The sequence below is a fragment of the Paenibacillus etheri genome (genome assembly GCF_001012825.1).
Classification (GTDB): domain Bacteria; phylum Bacillota; class Bacilli; order Paenibacillales; family Paenibacillaceae; genus Paenibacillus_AQ; species Paenibacillus_AQ etheri.
In genome coordinates this window covers 317,069-336,746 of sequence record NZ_LCZJ02000037.1, presented here as the reverse complement: position 1 = coordinate 336,746, position 19,678 = coordinate 317,069, and the positions used below count along the sequence as shown (strand labels likewise).

The 19,678-nt window shown below is 46.2% G+C and carries 17 protein-coding genes; 10 read left to right on the top strand and 7 right to left on the bottom strand.

Annotated elements, in window-relative coordinates; all coding sequences use genetic code 11:
- Positions 1 to 79 precede the first annotated feature (79 nt).
- The gene (pgmB, locus tag UQ64_RS24980) at positions 80 to 3,085 is read left to right on the top strand and encodes a beta-phosphoglucomutase (RefSeq protein ID WP_082651307.1); all 3,006 of its coding nucleotides are present in this window, start codon (positions 80 to 82) and stop codon (positions 3,083 to 3,085) included.
- A gap of 61 nt (positions 3,086 to 3,146) precedes the next feature.
- On the opposite strand, the gene UQ64_RS24975 is transcribed toward pgmB, so the two are convergent.
- Genes UQ64_RS24975 through UQ64_RS24965 form a run of 3 tightly spaced genes read right to left on the bottom strand, consistent with a single transcriptional unit; the run spans position 3,147 to position 6,444 of the window.
- The gene (locus tag UQ64_RS24975; RefSeq protein ID WP_060626079.1) at positions 3,147 to 4,538 is read right to left on the bottom strand and encodes an aldehyde dehydrogenase; all 1,392 of its coding nucleotides are present in this window, start codon (positions 4,536 to 4,538) and stop codon (positions 3,147 to 3,149) included.
- 32 nt (positions 4,539 to 4,570) lie between these two features.
- Positions 4,571 to 5,545: an aldo/keto reductase gene (locus tag UQ64_RS24970; protein WP_060626078.1), complete on the bottom strand. Its 975-nt coding sequence runs from the start codon at positions 5,543 to 5,545 to the stop codon at positions 4,571 to 4,573.
- A gap of 2 nt (positions 5,546 to 5,547) precedes the next feature.
- Positions 5,548 to 6,444, bottom strand: a complete 897-nt coding sequence (locus UQ64_RS24965) for a LysR family transcriptional regulator (RefSeq protein ID WP_060626077.1) — start codon at positions 6,442 to 6,444, stop codon at positions 5,548 to 5,550.
- Positions 6,445 to 6,540: 96 nt separating this feature from the next.
- On the opposite strand from UQ64_RS24965, the gene UQ64_RS24960 reads away from it, so the two are divergent.
- On the top strand, positions 6,541 to 7,428 hold the full coding sequence (locus UQ64_RS24960) for a DMT family transporter (RefSeq protein WP_060626076.1): 888 nt from the start codon (positions 6,541 to 6,543) through the stop codon (positions 7,426 to 7,428).
- 126 nt (positions 7,429 to 7,554) lie between these two features.
- On the opposite strand, the gene UQ64_RS24955 is transcribed toward UQ64_RS24960, so the two are convergent.
- Entirely contained in the window at positions 7,555 to 8,601 is a 1,047-nt protein-coding gene (locus UQ64_RS24955) for an FUSC family protein (protein WP_209445876.1), read from the bottom strand.
- Positions 8,602 to 8,959: 358 nt separating this feature from the next.
- On the opposite strand from UQ64_RS24955, the gene UQ64_RS24950 reads away from it, so the two are divergent.
- The 7 genes from UQ64_RS24950 to UQ64_RS24920 all read left to right on the top strand — a co-directional run bounded on the left by UQ64_RS24950 (position 8,960) and on the right by UQ64_RS24920 (position 16,186).
- Positions 8,960 to 10,069, top strand: coding sequence for an ABC transporter ATP-binding protein (locus tag UQ64_RS24950; protein ID WP_042194671.1), 1,110 nt, complete (start codon positions 8,960 to 8,962; stop codon positions 10,067 to 10,069).
- A complete protein-coding gene (locus UQ64_RS24945) occupies positions 10,059 to 10,871 on the top strand; it encodes an ABC transporter permease (protein WP_060626074.1) in 813 nt (270 codons plus the stop codon). Before UQ64_RS24950 ends, UQ64_RS24945 begins: the two co-directional genes overlap by 11 nt.
- On the top strand, positions 10,861 to 11,694 hold the full coding sequence (locus tag UQ64_RS24940) for an ABC transporter permease (protein WP_060626073.1): 834 nt from the start codon (positions 10,861 to 10,863) through the stop codon (positions 11,692 to 11,694). The genes UQ64_RS24945 and UQ64_RS24940 overlap by 11 nt, the downstream gene beginning before the upstream one ends.
- Entirely contained in the window at positions 11,691 to 12,764 is a 1,074-nt protein-coding gene (locus UQ64_RS24935) for an ABC transporter substrate-binding protein (RefSeq protein ID WP_060626072.1), read from the top strand. The genes UQ64_RS24940 and UQ64_RS24935 overlap by 4 nt, the downstream gene beginning before the upstream one ends.
- A 179-nt stretch (positions 12,765 to 12,943) precedes the next feature.
- Positions 12,944 to 13,618: a response regulator transcription factor gene (locus UQ64_RS24930; protein ID WP_060626071.1), complete on the top strand. Its 675-nt coding sequence runs from the start codon at positions 12,944 to 12,946 to the stop codon at positions 13,616 to 13,618.
- Complete coding sequence (locus UQ64_RS24925) at positions 13,615 to 14,982, top strand: sensor histidine kinase (protein WP_060626070.1); 1,368 nt, start codon at positions 13,615 to 13,617, stop codon at positions 14,980 to 14,982. The genes UQ64_RS24930 and UQ64_RS24925 overlap by 4 nt, the downstream gene beginning before the upstream one ends.
- Positions 14,983 to 15,205: 223 nt before the next feature.
- Positions 15,206 to 16,186 carry an alpha/beta hydrolase gene (locus UQ64_RS24920; RefSeq protein ID WP_060626069.1) on the top strand — a complete coding sequence of 327 codons (981 nt, stop codon included), beginning with the start codon at positions 15,206 to 15,208 and terminating at the stop codon, positions 16,184 to 16,186.
- A 68-nt stretch (positions 16,187 to 16,254) separates the two neighbouring features.
- Here UQ64_RS24920 and UQ64_RS24915 read toward each other — a convergent pair whose 3' ends face one another.
- From UQ64_RS24915 to UQ64_RS24905, 3 genes are all read right to left on the bottom strand, one after another.
- Positions 16,255 to 17,076 (bottom strand): class I SAM-dependent methyltransferase, encoded by an 822-nt coding sequence (locus UQ64_RS24915; RefSeq protein ID WP_060626068.1) that lies wholly within the window; start codon positions 17,074 to 17,076, stop codon positions 16,255 to 16,257.
- A gap of 294 nt (positions 17,077 to 17,370) precedes the next feature.
- A complete protein-coding gene (locus UQ64_RS24910) occupies positions 17,371 to 18,222 on the bottom strand; it encodes a 1,4-dihydroxy-6-naphtoate synthase (RefSeq protein WP_060626067.1) in 852 nt (283 codons plus the stop codon).
- Complete coding sequence (locus UQ64_RS24905) at positions 18,222 to 18,881, bottom strand: futalosine hydrolase (RefSeq protein ID WP_060626066.1); 660 nt, start codon at positions 18,879 to 18,881, stop codon at positions 18,222 to 18,224. Before UQ64_RS24905 ends, UQ64_RS24910 begins: the two co-directional genes overlap by 1 nt.
- Before the next feature lie 289 nt (positions 18,882 to 19,170).
- Here UQ64_RS24905 and UQ64_RS24900 point away from each other — a divergent pair, with 289 nt between their 5' ends.
- On the top strand, positions 19,171 to 19,641 hold the full coding sequence (locus tag UQ64_RS24900) for a MarR family winged helix-turn-helix transcriptional regulator (protein ID WP_425339620.1): 471 nt from the start codon (positions 19,171 to 19,173) through the stop codon (positions 19,639 to 19,641).
- Positions 19,642 to 19,678 lie beyond the last annotated feature (37 nt).

The following is a 19,678-nucleotide window of genomic DNA, read 5'->3' as shown; positions in this document are numbered from 1 at the left end:
CCTTATCGCTTTTTGTAATATTCTTTTGTTCAGCCTATTTAGAAGCAAAATAAACCTATGTCAGGGGGAACTTAGAGAGATGAAGATGAAACCATACGTACATCCGGCTGCAGTATATCCTTACCGGGAGTGGAGTCTAGATGAGGAAAATTATGATGAAGAGAACAATCAAAGAAGCGAAAGCGTATTTGCTCTTGGTAATGGATACATTGGCATGCGCGGTAATTTCGAGGAAGGTTACCATGGCCGCTCAGGCTCATCTGTAACAGGAAACTATTTGAACGGATTTTTTGATTCCGAGCCTATTGTGTACCCAGAGGGAGCTTATGGGTATCCTTCCCGCAATCAAGCTATGCTGAATGTGACGGATGCCAAGATTATTGAGCTTAGCATTGAGGGTCATACCTTTCAGTTAAGCAGTGGGCAATTGCATCGTTATGAAAGGCAGCTGGATATGCGAAATGGGATCTTGCATCGGAGGGTAGAATGGGAATCTCCTGCCGGACACAGGATTCAGTTGAACATCCGGCGGATAGTGTCCTTGCAGCATAAACATTTGGCGGCTATCGATTACGAGGTTAAGGCATTGAATTTTGAGGGGACCCTAACGTTTACTTCATCGATCGATGGTGAGATTCAAAGGCCGGGGGTCACGGATGACCCCCGGCTGGGTTCGGGGAGTAAGGAACCCAGTTTGCTACTAGTGGAAACCGGTCATGAGCTCGAGCAGTCCTTTTTGTGGATGAAGCAGAGGACGCGGCATACCCAGTTTGGTCTATTAACGGGAGTAAGCCATAGTCTGAATTGTAGCTCTGGGTATGAAAGGCTTGTGCAGCTAGAAGGTCAGCGATTATCCATGCAATGGGTTGTTCCAGTGGCGATGGGGGAAAGAATCTCCCTAACTAAGTACATTTCGTATCATACCTCTAAGGATTACATAGAAGACGAGCTGTTAAGCAGGTGCTTAGAAGTGCAACACTTGGCGGAGAATTGTGGATTCGAAGCTCTAGTTCATGAACAACGGGCTTTTTTGGATCAATTTTGGGCACATACCGATGTGGAGATTCAGGGAGATCTTGCGCTTCAACAGGGTATCCGTTTTAATGCTTTTCAATTGCTGCAATCCGTAGGACGTGACGGGGTTACGAACATCGGGGCCAAGGGCCTGACAGGTGAAGGATATGAAGGTCACTATTTCTGGGATACCGAGATGTATATGATCCCCTTCTTTACGTTTACACAGCCGGAGATTAGCCGGAAGCTGCTCGAGTTTCGTTATGCCACGTTAGATAAGGCACGGGAACGAGCAGCGGTGATGTCTCAGAAAGGAGCACTATATCCTTGGCGCACCATAGATGGGGCTGAGAACTCCTCCTATTTTCCGGCAGGAACGGCACAAATGCATATTAACGCGGATATTGCCTATGCCATTAAACAGTATGTGCGGGCTACTGGCGATTATGAGTTTCTGGTCCTGAAGGGGGCGGAAATGATATTCGAAACCTCCCGTTTTTGGGTAGATCTGGGTCATTTTAATCCGGCTAGGGAGGGTGCGTTCTGTATTGATGCAGTAACGGGTCCCGATGAGTATACAGCTATCGTTAACAATAATGCATACACTAATCTTATGGTGCGGGATCAACTCTATTACGCATATGAGATAACCAGACTGTTAGGCAAGCAGTATCCGGAGGAATTTGAACACCTGAAGCACAAGATGGGTCTGACTGAGGAAGAGCCTGGTGATTGGCTGGCCGCCGCGGAAAAGATGTATATCCCTTTTGATGAGGGGCTTGGCATCTATGCTCAGGATGATACGTTTCTGACTAAGAAGAAGTGGGACTTTGAACATACGCCAGCGGATAAATACCCGCTACTGCTCCATTACCATCCGCTGGTGATTTACCGACATCAGGTGCTCAAACAGGCAGATCTGGTAATGGCTATGTTTCTGCTGGGTGATCAGTTCAGCTTGGCGGACAAGATCCGCAATTACAATTACTATGAGCCGCTGACGACACATGATTCTTCTTTGTCACCGTGCATTCACAGTATTATTTCTGCTGAGATTGGTGACTTAACGGGGGCATACGCCTATTTTGACCGCACGGTACGGATGGACTTAGATGATATTAACCGTAACGTGAAGGACGGGCTGCATACTGCTGCTATGGCAGGATCTTGGCTGTCGATTGTAAATGGGTTTGGTGGTATGCGCTTATGTGGTGGTATGCTATCCTTTAATCCAACTTTGCCAGCACAATGGGACAGCTATCGGTTTAAAATAACAAGCGGTGGGCAATTAGTGGATATTTATGTTGATGATAAGGTAGTGATCTATACACTACTGACAGGTGAAGTGATTGAGATTCTACATAAAGGGAGCCTTGTGCAGCTATCTGCAAAGAAGCCGGTGTCCCTTTCAAATGTGAAGCAGCTTAAGGCTGTTATTTTCGAGCTGGACGGGATTATTACTGATTCTGGAGAGTATCATTATCTAGCTTGGAAAGCTTTAGCCGATGAGCTTGCGATTTCTTTTGATAGAGAGAAGCATAAACGTCTGAAGGGTCATAGTCGAATGGAATGTTTAGAGATCCTACTGGAGGGAAGCGGCCTGAACTTACCTCAACCGGTAAAAGGAATGCTCTGCAACAAAAAGAACGAAAAGTATAAACAGCTGATTCAACAAATGACACCGAATGATTTGCATCCGGGTATCCATAGTCTACTGACCGATTTGAAAAAAATGAGGATCCCTGTTGGACTTGCTTCAGTCAATGAAAATGCGATGTTGATTCTTGATTGTTTGAAGATTGGTCGCTTGTTCCAGGCTATTGCTGACCCCAAAAACATTCGTAGGGGCAAGCCAGATCCGGAAATTTATTTACAGGTTACTGATATGCTGGGTATATCACCTGACTGCTGCGTAGGTATCGAGGATACAGAGGGTGGCATAGCTGCTATTAAAGCCGCTGGTATGAGATCCATTGGAGCTGGAAGTGTATCCTTGAGAGATAGTGCTGAGCTATGGTTTCCTTCTACCGCGGAGTTACATGTAGAGGAATTGGTACAGCTGTTCAAGTAGTGAAGAGTCGTTCTCCTGATAAGCAGCAAGCCTCCCGGTCAAGGGAGGCTTGCTGCTTTGTCTATTTCAATACTTTCCGCACCAGCTTGATCTTATTACCATAGGGTGGGTATACAATCCCGAGATCGATTCTTGTGCCTCTCTTGACGATGCTTTTGCGGTGGGAAAAGACTTCAAAGCTGTGCTTCCCGTGATAACCGCCGATTCCAGAGTTACCTACCCCGCCAAACGGCAAGCTAGCGTTCGCCACATGCGAGATCGTATCATTGATGCAGCCACCTCCGAATGAGACTCGGGAAAGCACCTCTTGTTCAACATGTTTATCCTCTGTGAACAGGTATAGCGCAAGTGGTTTCGGGTGCTCGTTAATACTCCGGATAGCTTCATCCAATTCTTGATATTCCAGAATAGGTAGAATCGGACCGAAGATCTCATCTTCCATAGAAGCGTCAGACCAAGCCGCAGGATAGATTAGTGTAGGTTCAATATAACGTTCTTTTGAAATAACGGTTCCGCCAATAACCACCTTTTCCCGATCCCGTTCAATGAGGGTTGCAAGTCTTTGCAGCTGGCGCTCATTTACGATCCGGCCATAATCTGTATTCGGCTGCGCATTCTGACCGTAGAATTCAGTGATCTGATGTTTCATTTTGGCGATCAATTCATTAGCAATGTCCTTTTGCACGAGCAAATAATCAGGCGCAATACAGGTTTGACCGGCATTTAATAATTTGCCCCATATGATTCGCTTCGCTGCAATATCAAGATCGGCTGATTTGTCGACAATGACCGGACTCTTCCCGCCAAGCTCCAAGGTTACAGGCACTAGATTCTTCGCAGCGGCTTCCATAACAATTTTGCCGACAGGAACACTGCCTGTAAAGAAAATATAATCAAACTTGGCATGGATCAGTAGGTTCGTTGTCTCTTTCTCCCCCTGAATTACACGGATATACTGTGGCTCGAAGGTTTCCTGAATAAGCTGCTCTATAACAGCCGTGACGGCGGGTGTGCTCTCCGATGGCTTGAGGACAACGCAGTTGCCGGCGGCAATGGCACCGATCAGCGGCTCGATCAGCAACTGAAATGGATAATTAAATGGGCCTATAATGAGTGCGGTTCCGTAGGGCTCGCTTAAGATATAACTTTTTGCAGGAAATAAATGTAGTGGTGATCTAACCTTTACAGGCTTCGCCCAACGTTTAAGATGCTTCATCATGTAACCGAGGCTGTCCAAGGTGAAGCCGATTTCTGTGGCATAAGCCTCGAACTCACTTTTTCCTAAATCTTGATATAAGGCAGTAATAATACGACTCTCGTATCGTTTAATACTGTCTTTAAGTTTTTGCAGCTGATTCAGACGAAAAGTAACCTCTTTAGTTGTGCCGCGATAAAAAAAGTCCTTATGCTCTTCAAGTATCGCTTGGATGCTAGCCGTTGAATGTGGTGTCATCATACTTCCCTCCTTTATTGTAATAGGTCCGATTACGGGAGCCGATAAAAGGCGAAGGGCTCACCGAAGCGAAAGGAATTACTTACTTCATCCAGCCTACTCACAGTTTCCTCACTAAGTTGTATGGAGGTACTATGCAAATTCTGTTCCAGTTGCTCCACACGAGTAGCTCCAACAATAACCGTCGAGACGGCAGGCCGATTCATGAGCCAAGCTAAGGAAAGTGCAGTAGAAGAGGTTCCCAGTTCTTCAGCGATCAGCCCCACTGTATTCCCCAGTTCGATCCGGTCCTGATCAAGGAATCTTTTGAAATTAGGATCGGTATCTGCTCTGGACCCTGAAGGTGCGGAGCCGCTTGAATTATATTTCCCTGTGAGAATTCCGCCCGCCAGTGGAAAATAAGGAATGATCCCTACACCTTGATCAAGACAAAGGGAGAGAAGCTCATTCTCCGGGGTCCGGTCCGCTAAGGAATAGCTACACTGAATCGAAATATACTTGGCGAAGCTCCGTGCCTCGCTAATTCCAATCGCCTTCATTAATTGCCATGCTGTATAGTTAGAAGCCCCGATATAGCGCACTTTTCCCGAAGATACCATATCGTCCAAGGTCCGTAACGTCTCTTCAAGTGGCGTATAGGGATCGAAAGTGTGAATCTGGTATAGATCGACATAGTCCGTTTTTAGGCGGCGAAGACTATCTTCTAATTCCTGCATCAAATGGCGACGAGAGGATCCGCTTCCGTTAGGTCCGTCATTCTTAACTAAGCCTGCTTTAGTGGCGAGAACAGCCTCAGGTCTTCTCCCCTCCAAGGCCAGACCGATAATACGCTCGGATTCGGAGCCAGCGTAAATATTAGCGGTATCGATAAAGTTAATGCCATGATCCAGCGCAGCATGTACAATCTGAATGGAGGTTTCTTGATCCGCCCTTTTGCCAAAAGCGTTCGTCCCCAGTCCCAAAGCGGATACTTGTAATCCGCTATTTCCAAGTCTTTTAAAGTTCATTCTCAGCACTCCTCATCATCCGATTTTTTGGGCTTAGTAAAGAGATCCAGAGCTGTCTCAATGAACATTTTCACAGCAATGGAAGTATCCGTAATCGAGCTAACCGCGATATGTATATCTCTGTAGGCGTCGGGCTGCAGTTCGCGGGTAACTACATTAGGCGGCAAAGATAACAAAGACAACTCAGACATCACACCAACAGCCAGTCCCTCTTGAACCATATTAAGAGCTGTTGCATAGTTATTCACCACATATTTTACATTCAAATGGCTACTGCTTCTGCGGAATAAATCCACTATAGGTGGTTCATATCCTGCTTTACAGATCAGCATAGGCTCACCCGCTAATTCTTTCACACCTATGACAGACCGCATACGCAAGGGATGGTCATCTCTAATTACGGCGTATAACTTTTCTCTATATAATGGGATAGTCTCGAACGCCTCGCAGGGAGCGAGCAATAAGCCAACATCAATTTCTTTGGATTCCAGCCACTCTCTGACTTCGGCGATAGAGCCTTCTTGCAGGCTGATCGTGATATTGGGATATCGTTCGGCGATAGAGCTAATAATCTTCGGCAAAAAATAGGCAGAAGCCACAGGGAAAGCCCCAATCCGAATGTTTCCTTTCTCAAGTCCCCTCTCCGCAAAAATCTCCTGATTGACCTTATCAAAGCCCATTAGAATTTCACGAAAAATAACAAGGATACGCTTACCAATGTCAGTAAGCATAAGGCCATTACGCCGATCCCGAAGTAATAGCTTAACATCCAGTTCGGCTTCTAGAGACGAGATCGCTCGACTGACAGCAGGCTGGGTCATATTCAGTTCTACACCAGCCTTGGTAAAGCTACCGCTTTCCGCGATTTTGACGAACAAACGAATTTGAGTATTGTTCATAACAAATATGATATGCCCCTTATGAGTATTATTCATTTCATTTATATTCTTAATTATTGTATCATTTGTGATGAATCTACACCAAGGAGTGAATACATGAATCAGCAGAAGAAAAGCATCATCCTTCTTATATTTTTGGTGATTGTATGGGGCATTAATTGGCCTATATCCAAAATCGCCTTAGACTACGCTCCGCCCTTATTATTTGCAGGTATCCGAACCGTCATCGGCGGATTGATTCTGATTCTAATTGCACTTCCTAAGGTGAAGGAGCTCCGCTTCAAGCAGCTCTGGCCGGTCTATCTGACCTCGGCTATATTAAGTATCGTGTTTTATTATGGATTTCAGACGATTGGCTTGCAGTATGTACCCGCAGGATTGTTCTCATCCATTGTATTTCTGCAGCCGGTATTGCTAGGCATTTTTTCATGGTTGTGGTTAGGAGAGAGCATGTACGGTCTCAAAATGGCAGGTCTGTTGCTAGGGTTCATCGGAGTAGGCTCCCTCAGTATTGGAGGCCTTAACGGAAGTATCTCTATCTGGGGGATTGTGCTTGCTTTAGCCAGTGCTTTGAGCTGGGCATTAGGAACGGTATATATGAAACGAAATGCTGTGCGCGTGGATATGCTATGGATGACCGCTATGCAAATAACGATCGGTGGTATCATTTTGCTACTTTCGGGATCTGCTACAGAGAAGTGGTCCGATATCACCTGGAGTGGAACGTTTATAGCAGATACAATGTTTATTGCAGTCTTTGTGATCGCGCTAGGATGGCTGATTTATTTCAAGCTGATTAACGAGGGAGAGGCAGGGAAGGTCGGATCATTCACTTTTTTGATCCCACTGATCTCGATAGGTACTAGCGTAGTCTTTTTAAATGAGCAGATTACTTTGAATCTTGTAATTGGTCTACTGCTTATTGTTAGTAGCATCGTTCTGGTGAATGTGCGGATAGGGCGTGCCGCGAAGCAGTCGGTTTAGTTCAAATATAAGAAAGTATAAGTAGTAATCAGGGTTGCAAGAGGGCATATTGATGAAATATAAGGATAAAGTATAGTGTGAAACTTATACTTTCTTATATTTGAACAAAAGGGACACTCCCGAAGCTTATAGCTTCTGGGAGAGTCCCTTTTTAATAAAACGTAAAGCGCGTGCGGCTTCAGCCGTTGAGGGTCGAGTGGCTACAACATAAGTAGCAGATTTAGCACGTTCTACTTCCTCCAACACCCGGTTTAGGTGACTGAAGACCGCACCGAGATCACGAATGCTTGATAGCGAACAATTCCCTTGCAGTTCAGAGAAACTAGCCAATTGCAGGTCACGAGCACGCTCTATACAATCGGCAAGAGAACGTTGGCACTCTGCGTCTGATAAGGTTCTGGTTCCATAAAGAGCAATGCAATCTGCGGTTGAATCCAGCACATCCTTCATCCAGTCCGAAGAGGCGTGATGCGCTGGTAGAAGACGAATATCGTCGGCGATTTCTTTGACGTAGGAATGAATGCTTTTTAGATGTGAGGTAGCCTGTATGAGCCCCTTCAGTTCACCACGGCACTGATAATGTGTGAGGGTATAGAACATTTCCTTCTGTTCCCGGCTGCTATTCGACAGGAGTTTACCTGCTTCCTCCAGCAAATTGTCTTTCGGAGAATCGCGTCTTACGCCTACGAGATCTTTTAATGCATCCGCAAGCAGAAGACTTCCTTCGAATGCCAATGCTTTTACCTTGACGAACCTGTTCGGCGGCACGATAATCATATTGATGGCCAGGGCGATCAGCACACCAATAAATGTTTCCCCTATTCTCCAAAGCACGTAGTCATTCTGGTAAAAAGTAAGAGCTAGAACGGAAGTAACCCCCACCTGTGAGACAGCTTGAATGTTCATCTTACAGGCAGTAGCGATACCAATCCCGATGAGTAGAATGAGCAGAATAGAAAGTCCACCTACATCAAAAAACTGGCCAACAACTAGGCTAACGATCCCGCCAAGAATAATACCGATCAGGCGGTAGATTCCTTTTTCAAGCGATGCTTTAACGCTGGCTTGGGTGATGAGGATAGCCGCAAGGGGTGCGAAGTATAAATATTGGCTACCATATATGCTGTGTACGGCGACCCATGAAAGTGAAGCAGCCAGCGTAATTCTTATCATGTAAAGTGAGAAACCATATTTTTCAAGGCGGTCTTGTAACCCCTCGTTCATTATCATTCATCTTCTTTCGGAAAAAAATGAAAAAACTATCTGGTCTTTCAGTTCGTTTTCATTATAACACCTTAAAAAAGGCTTGGAGGATTGGATATTTTACAAAGTTGTTAAGTTTACGCATTCCTTATCCATGTAAGCTATCGCATATAATGGTACAATCTAATATGCTATATCTATTGGAGTGTCGAATGAGAGGAGGAATTGTCGCTTATTAGCGCTGAGCATGCCCATTCGATTGTTCTCCGCGAGATGCGGGTAAAATAGTATTGTGATACTTTAGGCAGGGAGGTTGTTAGCTATAGCTATTCAGGAAGGCACCATTATTTCATTTGAAGAGGTTACCAAGCAATATGACGACGAAGATCCGGTGTTAAAAGGAGTTAGCTTCGAGATAGAGCGCGGCAAATTCTATACACTGCTTGGTCCATCAGGCTGTGGTAAAACGACTATTCTACGATTGATCGCTGGGTTCGCAGAGCCAACAAGCGGTTCTATCTATTTAAACGGTAAAGTGATTAACCACATTCCAGCCAATGAGCGGCAGGTCAATACGGTCTTTCAGGATTACGCATTATTTCCACACCTGAACGTATTCGAGAATGTGGCTTTCGGACTGCGCATTAAGAAGCTTAAGAAAGACGTCATCACGAAGAAGGTGCAGGAAGCGCTAAGTTTCGTTAACCTTGTAGGTTACGAGCAGCGTGCCATTAACGAAATGTCTGGTGGTCAACGGCAGCGCGTGGCCATTGCTCGTGCGATTGTGAATGAGCCGCAGGTTCTATTGCTGGACGAGCCGCTATCTGCGCTCGATCTGAAGCTGCGTACAGAGATGCAGTATATACTGCGTGAAATGCAGCAACGGCTTGGCATTACCTTTATTTTTGTTACACATGACCAGGAAGAGGCACTCGCGATGTCCGACTGGATTTTTGTCATGAACAAAGGCAAAATCGAACAAAGCGGTACACCTAACGATATTTATGATGAGCCAATTAACCGTTTCGTGGCTGATTTTATTGGCGAGTCCAACATTGTTCCGGGTGTTATGATTGAAGACTATCTGGTGGAGTTTAACGGTCGCCGCTTTGAATGTTTCGATGCCGGTCTTAAACCAAACGAATCTGTGGAGATTGTTATACGTCCCGAGGATTTGGAAATTTCAACACTGGAACAGGGTAAGCTACGTGTGCGAGTGGATTCCCAGTTGTTCAGGGGTGTCCACTATGAAATCAGTTGTTATGATGAATCCGGACATGAATGGCTTGTGCATTCTACACGTAAGGCGACTGTAGGTAGTGAAATTGGCCTTTATTTTGATCCGGAAGCGATTCATGTTATGCGTTTTGGTGAAACGGAGGAAGAGTTCGACAAACGTCTGGAGGCTTACGGCGAGGTGGAGAGTCATGAAGAATAAGGGCAGATCGTATTATCTCATCCCTTATTACCTATGGATCGCCTTGTTTGTAATCGCACCAGTGCTGCTTGTCATCTATTATTCTCTATTTGATCTGGATGGGCATCTTACGCTAGATAACTACGTGAACTTCTTTACACCTGTGTACTTAAAAATGACGCTAACCTCATTCTGGTATGCGTTTTTGATTACAGCATTCTCTTTGCTGGTCGCCTATCCGGCGGCTTATCTGTTGACGAGAACGAAGCATAAGCAGCTATGGTTATTGCTGATTATTTTACCGACATGGATTAATTTGCTGCTGAAAACTTACGCTTTTATTGGCATATTCGGCACGTTCGGACCGATCAACAATTTCTTTGATCTGCTTGGAATCGGGGAACAGCAAATTTTATTTACGGGCTTCAGCTTTGTATTTGTATCAGTGTATATCTTTATCCCATTCATGATCTTGCCGATCTACAGCGCTTTGGAGGATCTTAATCTATCCTTGCTGGATGCGGCACGTGATCTGGGTGCTTCGGGCTGGACGACGTTCCGGCGTGTTATTTTTCCATTGACCATTTCGGGCGTACGTGCCGGTTGTATGGCGGTATTCATACCAGCGCTGTCCCTGTTTATGATTACTCGTCTGATTGCGGGCAACAGGGTCATTACGCTCGGTACTGCGATTGAGCAGCATTTTCTGGTCACACAGGACTGGGGTATGGGCTCCACGGTTGCAGTGTTTCTGATTGCTATTATGGCGCTGTTCATGATTATTACCGGCGGATCGCGGAAAGGGGTGCGGAATGAGAAATAAAAACGGGTTCTCCAATCTGTACCTAGTTCTGGTGTTCGCTGTTCTGTATGCGCCAATCTTCTATTTGATGTACTATTCGTTCAACAGTGGGGGAACGATGCACAAGTTCGAGGGCTTTACGCTGGATTACTACCGTGAGGTCCTTCAGGATACGCGGCTGATTATCATTATGATCAACACGCTTGTAATCGCGCTTCTGTCCTCGGCTATCGCCATTCTTATCGCTATTATTGGTGCACTGGCCATTAAGAGTGTGCAGAACCGCCGTGCTAAAAACACCTTGTTATCTCTAAACAACGTGTTGATCGTTAGTCCGGATGTCATTATCGGTGCATCGTTCCTGATTCTGTTCACCATTGCAGGCATCAAGCTTGGCTTCGTGTCCGTCCTGCTTTCGCATGTCGCGTTCAGTGTACCGATTGCCGTGTTGATGATTCTGCCGCATTTACAGGATATGAGTCCTTCACTGACGGATGCAGCACGTGACCTCGGTGCAAGCCGCAAGGATGTTCTGACTAAGGTTATTCTGCCGATTATCAAACCGGGGATATTTAGTGGATTCTTCATGGCGCTTACGTATTCACTGGATGACTTTGCAGTTACGTTCTTCGTAACGGGTAATGGTTATTCGACGCTATCGGTTGAGATTTATTCCAGAGCTCGGCAAGGGGTGTCGTTATCCATTAATGCGCTATCGACACTGATCTTCCTGTTCACGATACTGCTCGTTGTCGGTTATTACTTCCTGACCCTTAAGAAGAACCGTCAGAATACCTCGGAAGCTGTGGCGGAGCCAGTAGCGGAAGCGGGGGTGCCTAGATGAAACAGCTGGTAAATGCTTTTCTGGCGATCATGATCACGGCATTCGCGCTAATGTACTTGGGCTCCTGGATGAACTCGAGAGAGGGCTATTCCGGAGGAAATACGCTGACTATCTATAACTGGGGCGACTATGTCGATCCTGATTTGTTGAAGGAATTTGAAAAAGAGACCGGATTAACGGTTATTTACCAAACCTTTGACTCTAATGAAGCCATGCTAACTAAAGTGGAGCAGGGTGGAACTACATTTGATGTCGTAATTCCTTCGGATTACGCCATTGCCAAGATGAAAGAAGAAAATCTGCTCATACCGCTGGATCATAGTAAGGTTCCGAATCTAAAGAATATTGATTCGCGGTTTATGGACCTTTCGTTCGATCCTGGCAACAAGTATTCCGTGCCTTACTTCTGGGGAACCGTCGGGATTATCTTCAACCCGGAAATGACCAAAGGGATGGACTTCACCAGCTGGGATTCCCTCTGGGACAGCAGGCTGAAGAATAACATTTTCTTGGTGGATGGAGCACGCGAAGTGATGGGTATGGCTTTGAACAGCCTACATTATTCCGTTAATGACCGGGATGAAGCTCACCTGCAAGAAGCGCTGACCAAGCTAAATAAGCTGTCTCCTAACGTTAAGGCGATTGTGGGAGATGAGATCAAGATGCTGCTTGCCAATGAAGAGGCTGCGGTCGGGATTGTATGGTCCGGTGATGCTTCTGAGATCATGGATGAGAATGATAAACTGGATTATGTAGTGCCTGAGGAAGGCTCGAACAAGTGGTTTGATAACATGGTCATTCCACGAACTGCGGATAATGTGGATGGGGCGCATAAGTTCATTAACTTCATGCTTCGTCCAGATGTAGCGGCTAAGAATGCAGAATACGTAGGTTATTCCACACCTAACATTCCTGCACTGGAGCTACTTCCGAAGGAAACTTCCGAGGATACCCGGTTCTACCCGCCTGCCGAGATTACGGATCGGCTTGAGGTGTATGATAACCTTGGGAAACGGATGCTTGCTCATTACAATGAGCTCTTCCTGAAGTTTAAGATGAATAAGAAGTAAGTCGTTTGAAGGTGAAGTCAAACGACTCCAAGAGCGTCTACATGCGGATTACCGTGTTAGACGCTCTTTTTTGAAATATAAGAAAGTAAATCTTCTAAGGATGCCGAAGGCGTTCCTTCTTGGCTGGAAGTATATTGTAGTATAATGGCTAGGAAGGATAACAGGAAAAGAGGATACGAATGCCTACTATACTAGTTGCTGACGACGACGCGAACATTCGCGAACTCGTCTGTTTATTTCTACGTAACGACGGATTTGACACAGCCGAAGCTGCAGACGGCAAAGAAGCGTTAGCCGTTTACGCCTCAAAGCAGGTTGATCTTGTTGTACTCGATATCATGATGCCGATTATGGATGGTTGGACGTTATGTAAGGAGCTTCGAAAAGCTAATCTGGATCTTCCCTTACTTATGCTAACTGCGAGAGGTGAAACTTGGGAGAAGGTGAAGGGCTTCGAACTGGGGACAGACGATTATTTGACGAAGCCATTCGATCCGCTGGAGTTGACGGTTCGTGTTAGATCCTTATTGAAGCGATACAAGATTGGTTCCACCCAGACGATCCAGTTCGGCAACGTCACCCTTGATCGGCAGACCTATAAGGTGATGAGAGGGACGGAGTCATTCACGTTGCCGCTCAAGGAGTTCGAATTACTGTATAAGCTCGCTGGTACGCCCGGACAAGTCTATACGCGTGAGCAGTTAATCGATCAGATCTGGGGAATTGATTACGCTGGAGATGATCGAACGATAGACGTACATATTAAGCGGCTACGTGAACGGTTTGCGTCTACACCTGATTTTCGAATCGAGACGGTGCGGGGGCTTGGCTATCGGCTTGAGGTTTACGAATGATCAAATCCTTATATACACGTGTTGTTCTGACCTTTCTGGTCTCCGTGATCGGAGGCACATTGATTGCTTTATTTGTGACAACCTGGGTATTTCAAGATAAATTAAATGAAAACATGCGGATTCCCTTGCTTCGCTTTGGTCAGGACATCGCCCGGATATACGAAATTTTACCGTTACGTGAAGCGGATTCATTCGTAAGTGGAATGAAACAGCTCGATTCCTATTATATTCGAATTTACGATGAGGATGGTCAGTTCCAGTCTTATGGAGCGCTTAATGGAGAGAGCCCTGCTACCGTGACTATGGAGCAACTAAAGAAAGTATTGGCTGGGGAAGCTGTTCAAGTTAAACCGAATGTTATTTCTTCCAACCTCTTAGGAATGCCTTTAAAAACCGAAATGGGAAGGAAGGCGATGTTTGTGGAGCCGCTTGAACCTCCTACTATGTCTTCTACGAGGAATCTGCTATTTAACTTTTTGGCGTATTCGTTAATAACGGGAAGCCTGTTGATACTGGTCGCTTCCATGTTCCTTGTGAGACCGATCAAAAGGCTGACAAAGGCAACCAGGCGAATAGCAACTGGGGATTTCAACGTCGAATTGAATATTAAGCAGACGGGTGAGCTAGGTACCTTGGCTAATAGTTTCGAGGAAATGATGCATGATCTGCAACAGCTTGAGCAAATGCGCAGGGAGTTCGTAACGAATGTGTCACATGAGGTTCAGTCTCCACTCACCTCTATATCTGGTTATGCAATTGCACTTAAGAAAGTAGCCCTCACAGAGGATGAGCGGAATCGTTATCTCGACATTATTATTGCTGAAGCGGAGCGGATGTCCAAGATGAGTGATAGTCTGTTAAAGCTGAGCCTGCTTGAATCGCAATCCCAACAACTGCGGCTTATCACGTTCAGTCTTGATGAACAGATCAGACGAGTAATCGTGGCGATACAGCCCCAATGGTCGGCACGCAACATCAGTTTTGAGCTTGATTTGAAACCGGTAATTATATGGGCTGACCATGATCTGCTAAGTCAGGTGTGGACGAATCTCCTTGGAAATAGTATTAAGTTCTCCAAGGATGATAGCGTGATTAACATCAGTATCAAACAAGATATGAACAACGTGACCGTCCGAATATCCGACACTGGCATTGGCATTTCTCCCGAGGACCAAGAGCGTATATTTGAACGATTCTTTAAGGCTGATCGTTCCCACAGTCGTAAGTATGGCGGTAGCGGTATGGGACTGGCGATCGTCAAACAGATCGTTTCGCTACATCAAGGCGACATTCAGGTGGAAAGCGAACCTGGCCAAGGAACGACCATCATCGTTACCTTGCCAATTATAGCGCCGACAGAGTAATTAGATCTCAAGGGGTATCCTTGCGAGAGATTGAACGCGTACCTCATTGTTCATGCTACGGCAGCACAGGTAAGATTTCTTGCTTGCGCTGCCGTAGTATTTTTTTGCCTGTTCATATGTAATTCATATTGTTGTCATGAGGAGTACATCTTCGTTGGTTAAGATCTCATTAGCGAAACGTTAAGGCGACTTAATAAATAGATTAGGACAGGAGCAGATGAGAGTGACACAAACAGAGGTAATAAAGACGGGGAATGAAAAGAAAAAACATAAAGTACGTAACCTGTTGCTGAAAATAGTAGGAGCAATTGTGATTTTGATCGTGCTTTTTCTAGCCGTTGTTTATACAGTTAATGTGATTAGCAACAAATCAGATCAGGAAAAAATACATCAATATGGTCAGTTAGTTCCTGTTGACGGAAAAAGTATGAATGTTTTGATCCAAGGAGAAGGTGAACAGACCATCGTGCTTTTACCGGGCTTTGGAACAGGTGCGCCAGCGCTTGATTTTAAACCGTTGATCGATGAATTATCACCCTATTACAAAGTAGTGGCGGTTGAACCATTTGGGTATGGACTCAGCGATGAAACTAAAAAAGAGCGGACCACAGAGAATATCGTAAATGAAGTTCATGAAGCCGTACAGAATCTTAACATTGATCAATACATTCTAATGGGTCACTCGATTGCGGGTATTTACGGACTAGAATATGCGAAGAAATATCCAAACGAAGTGAGTGCATTTGTGGGTGTTGACAGTAGTGTTCCGGAGCAAGGCGGTATGGATGTTAAATTCCCAATAAAAAAATTAAAGCTGCTCAAAGATTCAGGTATTCTTAGATTGGGATTGCAATTAAGTGGTGACCCTTATGATGGACTGCCATTTGATGATGAAACCAAAAAACAAATGAAATTGATATCGCTCAAAAATATGAATAATTCCACTACCTTAAATGAAATGGAACATATATATCCTAACTTTGTCGCAGCCAGAGGATTAAAGTTCGACAAGAATCTTCCCATTATATTCTTTATACAAGCGAATAATACAGGCGTGAAAGATTGGATTCCTCTGCATGAAGGGCAAGTTAAAGACTCTGTGCATGGAAAAGTGATGACATTCGAGGGTGGACACTATTTACACCATTCCAGATCCAAGGAAATCGTTGAGAACCTAAGGATATTCATGGGAGAAATTAAATAAAATAAGAAAACGCTCCGACTTTCCTCCTATAAGGAAATCGGGGCGTTCTTTACGCTTAAGGGCGGAGATTATTTGATGCCGATTCTCATCCGGTAGCTGACCATAACCTCTAGGGTGCGTCCTTGAAAATGTTGTTCAACCGCAGCTGAGAAATCTGCAATGTCCTGATCGAGCAAGGCAGCGTCCTGCTTCAGCACGGTTCGAACTCCGCCTTGGCTTAGAGCGAGTCCTACATAGCGCTGCGCATTGCAGGATTCAAGATTATGAAATACAATCTCTCTTGCAAAAGAGAAAGCCCCACTAGCCTGAATCCGTAACAAATGCCCTTCTTTGTCCCATTTATGTGCTCTCTCAGCATCAGGTAAGAGCAAGGCGAGCAGTTCCTCTGATTTGGAGATCAGTTGGTTGTAACGTTCTTCTACCTTCTGTTGAAGGGGGAGAGGCCAGTCGCAATCGTAGGCAGCGAAGACGCCACCTGTTCTTAAGACCCGGGAGATTTCTCGAAGTGTAGTTTCAGGATCCATCCAGTGGAATGACTGTGAGCATGTCACAATGTCTACGCTGTCCGCTGCAAGTGGAAGCTGGTTAGAATAGCCTTGTACAAAAGTGATGGATTGGGGATTTTCTATTTGGCTTAATTTATCGACTGCTTTTCCCAGCATATCGGGATTCGGTTCAATGCCGATGATGTTGCCCGCGACATCCTTCCACAGAAAAGTAGATAAACCCGTACCGCAGCCTATATCTGCGACGACTGAAGGCATGCTGCCCAAGTAATCGGTCAGCAGCTTGATGATCATGGCAGGAGCTTCGGGACGGTAGCGGTCATAATCCTCTTGAAAGCCGAGAAATCGATCGATATTTTGCTTGCTATTGTTTTCAGGTATCATGTGATCCTCCTTCATAGAAGGTATTTATAGGTCTATTGTATAGGCATCGCTTAGCTATGCCAAATAATGGATCGCAGACAATCGCAGGGAATGCTACTTAGAACAAGCATAAATGCCTTCGGCGTCCTTATAAGGACGGCAAGCGTTTGAGCGAGAAATATAAGACATAAAGTATGGTGTGAAACTTATACTTTCTTATATTTTAAACAAAATCCCCGGAGGACACCTTATGGGTGTAATCGGGGATTTAGGGCTATGTCTAGTATTAAAATGCGCTATAACGTCAAGTGAATGCTACCGAAGTAATGCAGGGTCGATGGCAGGTACAATTCCTTCTGTCGCAGCACGGTTCAGAAGTGCAGATATAGCGGCGTAGCCGTCATCACCTAGATTCATCGAAAAGTCGTTCACATAGAGATCAATGTGAGATTTAGCTACTTCTGGAGCCAGCTCTTGAGCGTGGCTAAGCACATAGTCTCTAGAATCAGTAGGATGATCCCACGCATATTGAAGAGAGCTACGAATCCAGCCAGTAATGGCGTCGGCATCCAGATCTCGGCGAGCAATGATCGCGCCGAGTGGAATCGGCAATCCGGTGTCGCTCTCCCACCAGCTGCCAAGGTCAGTTAGCATGTTAAGACCATAAGATGCGTAAGTAAAGCGGGCTTCGTGAATCACCAGTCCGGCATCGATATGTCCATCGCGCACGGCGGGCATGATCTCATCGAAAGGCATGACAACGATTTCGCCAATGCCTCCTGTTATATGCTGCGCTGCCCATAATCTGAAGAGTAAATAAGCTGTAGAACGCTCGCTTGGCACCGCAATCCGGCGTCCAGCAAGCTTCTCGGGACGTTTGATTGCAGTCGGGCCACTTGCCGTAAGAAGCAGTGGACCGCAGCCACGACCCAGTGCACCGCCACATGGCAGTAGTTTGTAACGCTCAAGAACCCAAGGTAGAGCGGCATAGGAGATTTTAAGGACTTCAGGCCCTTCTCCGTTAGTAGCGAGTGTGTTGGTAATATCGATGTCGGCATAGGTTACGTTTAGTTGTGGTGCATTCGGGACAAGCCCGTGTGCCCAGGCATGGAATACAAAGGTATCGTTAGGGCAAGGTGAAAAAGCGATATTAAGCTCAGTTGTCATTACAGCACCTCCAGTAGTATAGCGGCTGCCGCCGTTAATGCTTCCATTGCATCGCCGATCTTCCAAGCAGCCCGGTCGCGGGGACCGACCGGGTTCGAAATGGCGCGGAGCTCCAGTACCGGGAGCCCCAGCGCCTCAGCGGCCACGGCAACTCCGTGGCCTTCCATCGCCTCCGCGACGGCACCGGGATGCCGCGCGATCAGGGCGGCGGCCGTCTCCGCGGTGCCGGTCGCCGTCGAGACCGTAAGCACGGTCCCCGTGCTTACGGTCAGTCCGGCCGCTGTCAGCGCGGCCGAAACCGCCTGTACCGTGCCGCGGTCAGCCGGCACGGACACGCTGCCGAAGCCGAGCTCGGCAGCGCTGCGGAAGCCCTCCGGCGTCTCGGCCCCGAGGTCGGCGGCAATCATCTCGCTGGCAACGACCAGCGAGCCTAAAGGTGCCACCCCGGGGAACCCGCCGCCGATCCCGGCGCTGATTACGCAGCCGTAAGATCCGGCTGCGAGTGCCGCGGCGGTTCCCGCCGCTGCTGCTGCCGTACCTGCGCCGGCAGCAATCACATGGAACCTGTCGCTGCCTTGTAGGCCGCGCAGGACCGCGTCCCGCTCTGCGGCTACGGCTGTTATGATCAGCACGCGCCGCGCAGCTTGTTGCTCCACCATCAGGTTGCCTCCTTTAAGGGTTGTGAAATCGCTTCCTAAATAGTCATTCGTAAAGACAAGAATACGCCGTTTTAGGGGTCAGGTCAAACTTAGAGTGATTTTCATCACGCTCTTAAAAGGTTGCAGAAAAACATAAACAGTTCGTTGGGCCTTTTAGGTAATCTTTTTTGAACGGGGAGGTTGACAAAGATAATGTGAAGAAGTATAGTTATCTTAACTTAAAGATATTTAACGTAAAGACATTTACATTCTATTGAACAACAAGGCTGTCCAACCGGAGGTGGAAATGATGAGTAGTACCGAAGAGAATGTACGTAATGCAGAGAACACTACGGAGATGGATCAAGCATCTTCTTTAAAGTTATTTGTTGTATTATCTAAGGCTTACAGAAGCTTGATGGATCAAGCTGTGAAGGATATGAAGAGTTATGGGCTGGCATCTGCCGAGTTCATGGTACTTGAGGTGCTGTATCACCGGACCCGTATTCCACTGCAACAGATCGGGGAGAAGATTCTCGTTACGAGTGGAAGCATCACCTATAATATCGACAAGCTAGAGAAGAAAGGCTTGCTGAAACGTGTGCCATGTAGCGAGGACAGACGCGTTACCTATGCGGAGATTACGGATGCAGGGCGTGAGCTGTTCGATAAGATTTTCCCACGTCATGTGGCTTCGATTCATGATTTGATGCGAGGACTGGATAAGGATGAGAAGGGCCAGGCTATCGAATTACTGAAGAAGCTAGGCAAAGGTGTATAGGAGCGCTGGAAGATCGTTATGTAGGGCGCTTCTGTAA

Excerpts from the sequence above, each read along its gene's own strand:
- pgmB (WP_082651307.1), top strand. The coding sequence starts at position 80 with ATGAAGATGAAACCATACGTACATCCGGCTGCAGTATATCCTTACCGG.
- UQ64_RS24975 (WP_060626079.1), bottom strand. The coding sequence starts at position 4,538 with ATGACACCACATTCAACGGCTAGCATCCAAGCGATACTTGAAGAGCAT.
- UQ64_RS24970 (WP_060626078.1), bottom strand. The coding sequence starts at position 5,545 with ATGAACTTTAAAAGACTTGGAAATAGCGGATTACAAGTATCCGCTTTG.
- UQ64_RS24965 (WP_060626077.1), bottom strand. The coding sequence starts at position 6,444 with ATGAACAATACTCAAATTCGTTTGTTCGTCAAAATCGCGGAAAGCGGT.
- UQ64_RS24960 (WP_060626076.1), top strand. The coding sequence starts at position 6,541 with ATGAATCAGCAGAAGAAAAGCATCATCCTTCTTATATTTTTGGTGATT.
- UQ64_RS24955 (WP_209445876.1), bottom strand. The coding sequence starts at position 8,601 with ATGATAAGAATTACGCTGGCTGCTTCACTTTCATGGGTCGCCGTACAC.
- UQ64_RS24945 (WP_060626074.1), top strand. The coding sequence starts at position 10,059 with ATGAAGAATAAGGGCAGATCGTATTATCTCATCCCTTATTACCTATGG.
- UQ64_RS24940 (WP_060626073.1), top strand. The coding sequence starts at position 10,861 with ATGAGAAATAAAAACGGGTTCTCCAATCTGTACCTAGTTCTGGTGTTC.
- UQ64_RS24935 (WP_060626072.1), top strand. The coding sequence starts at position 11,691 with ATGAAACAGCTGGTAAATGCTTTTCTGGCGATCATGATCACGGCATTC.
- UQ64_RS24930 (WP_060626071.1), top strand. The coding sequence starts at position 12,944 with ATGCCTACTATACTAGTTGCTGACGACGACGCGAACATTCGCGAACTC.
- UQ64_RS24925 (WP_060626070.1), top strand. The coding sequence starts at position 13,615 with ATGATCAAATCCTTATATACACGTGTTGTTCTGACCTTTCTGGTCTCC.
- UQ64_RS24915 (WP_060626068.1), bottom strand. The coding sequence starts at position 17,076 with ATGATACCTGAAAACAATAGCAAGCAAAATATCGATCGATTTCTCGGC.
- UQ64_RS24910 (WP_060626067.1), bottom strand. The coding sequence starts at position 18,222 with ATGACAACTGAGCTTAATATCGCTTTTTCACCTTGCCCTAACGATACC.
- UQ64_RS24905 (WP_060626066.1), bottom strand. The coding sequence starts at position 18,881 with ATGGTGGAGCAACAAGCTGCGCGGCGCGTGCTGATCATAACAGCCGTA.
- UQ64_RS24900 (WP_425339620.1), top strand. The coding sequence starts at position 19,171 with ATGAGTAGTACCGAAGAGAATGTACGTAATGCAGAGAACACTACGGAG.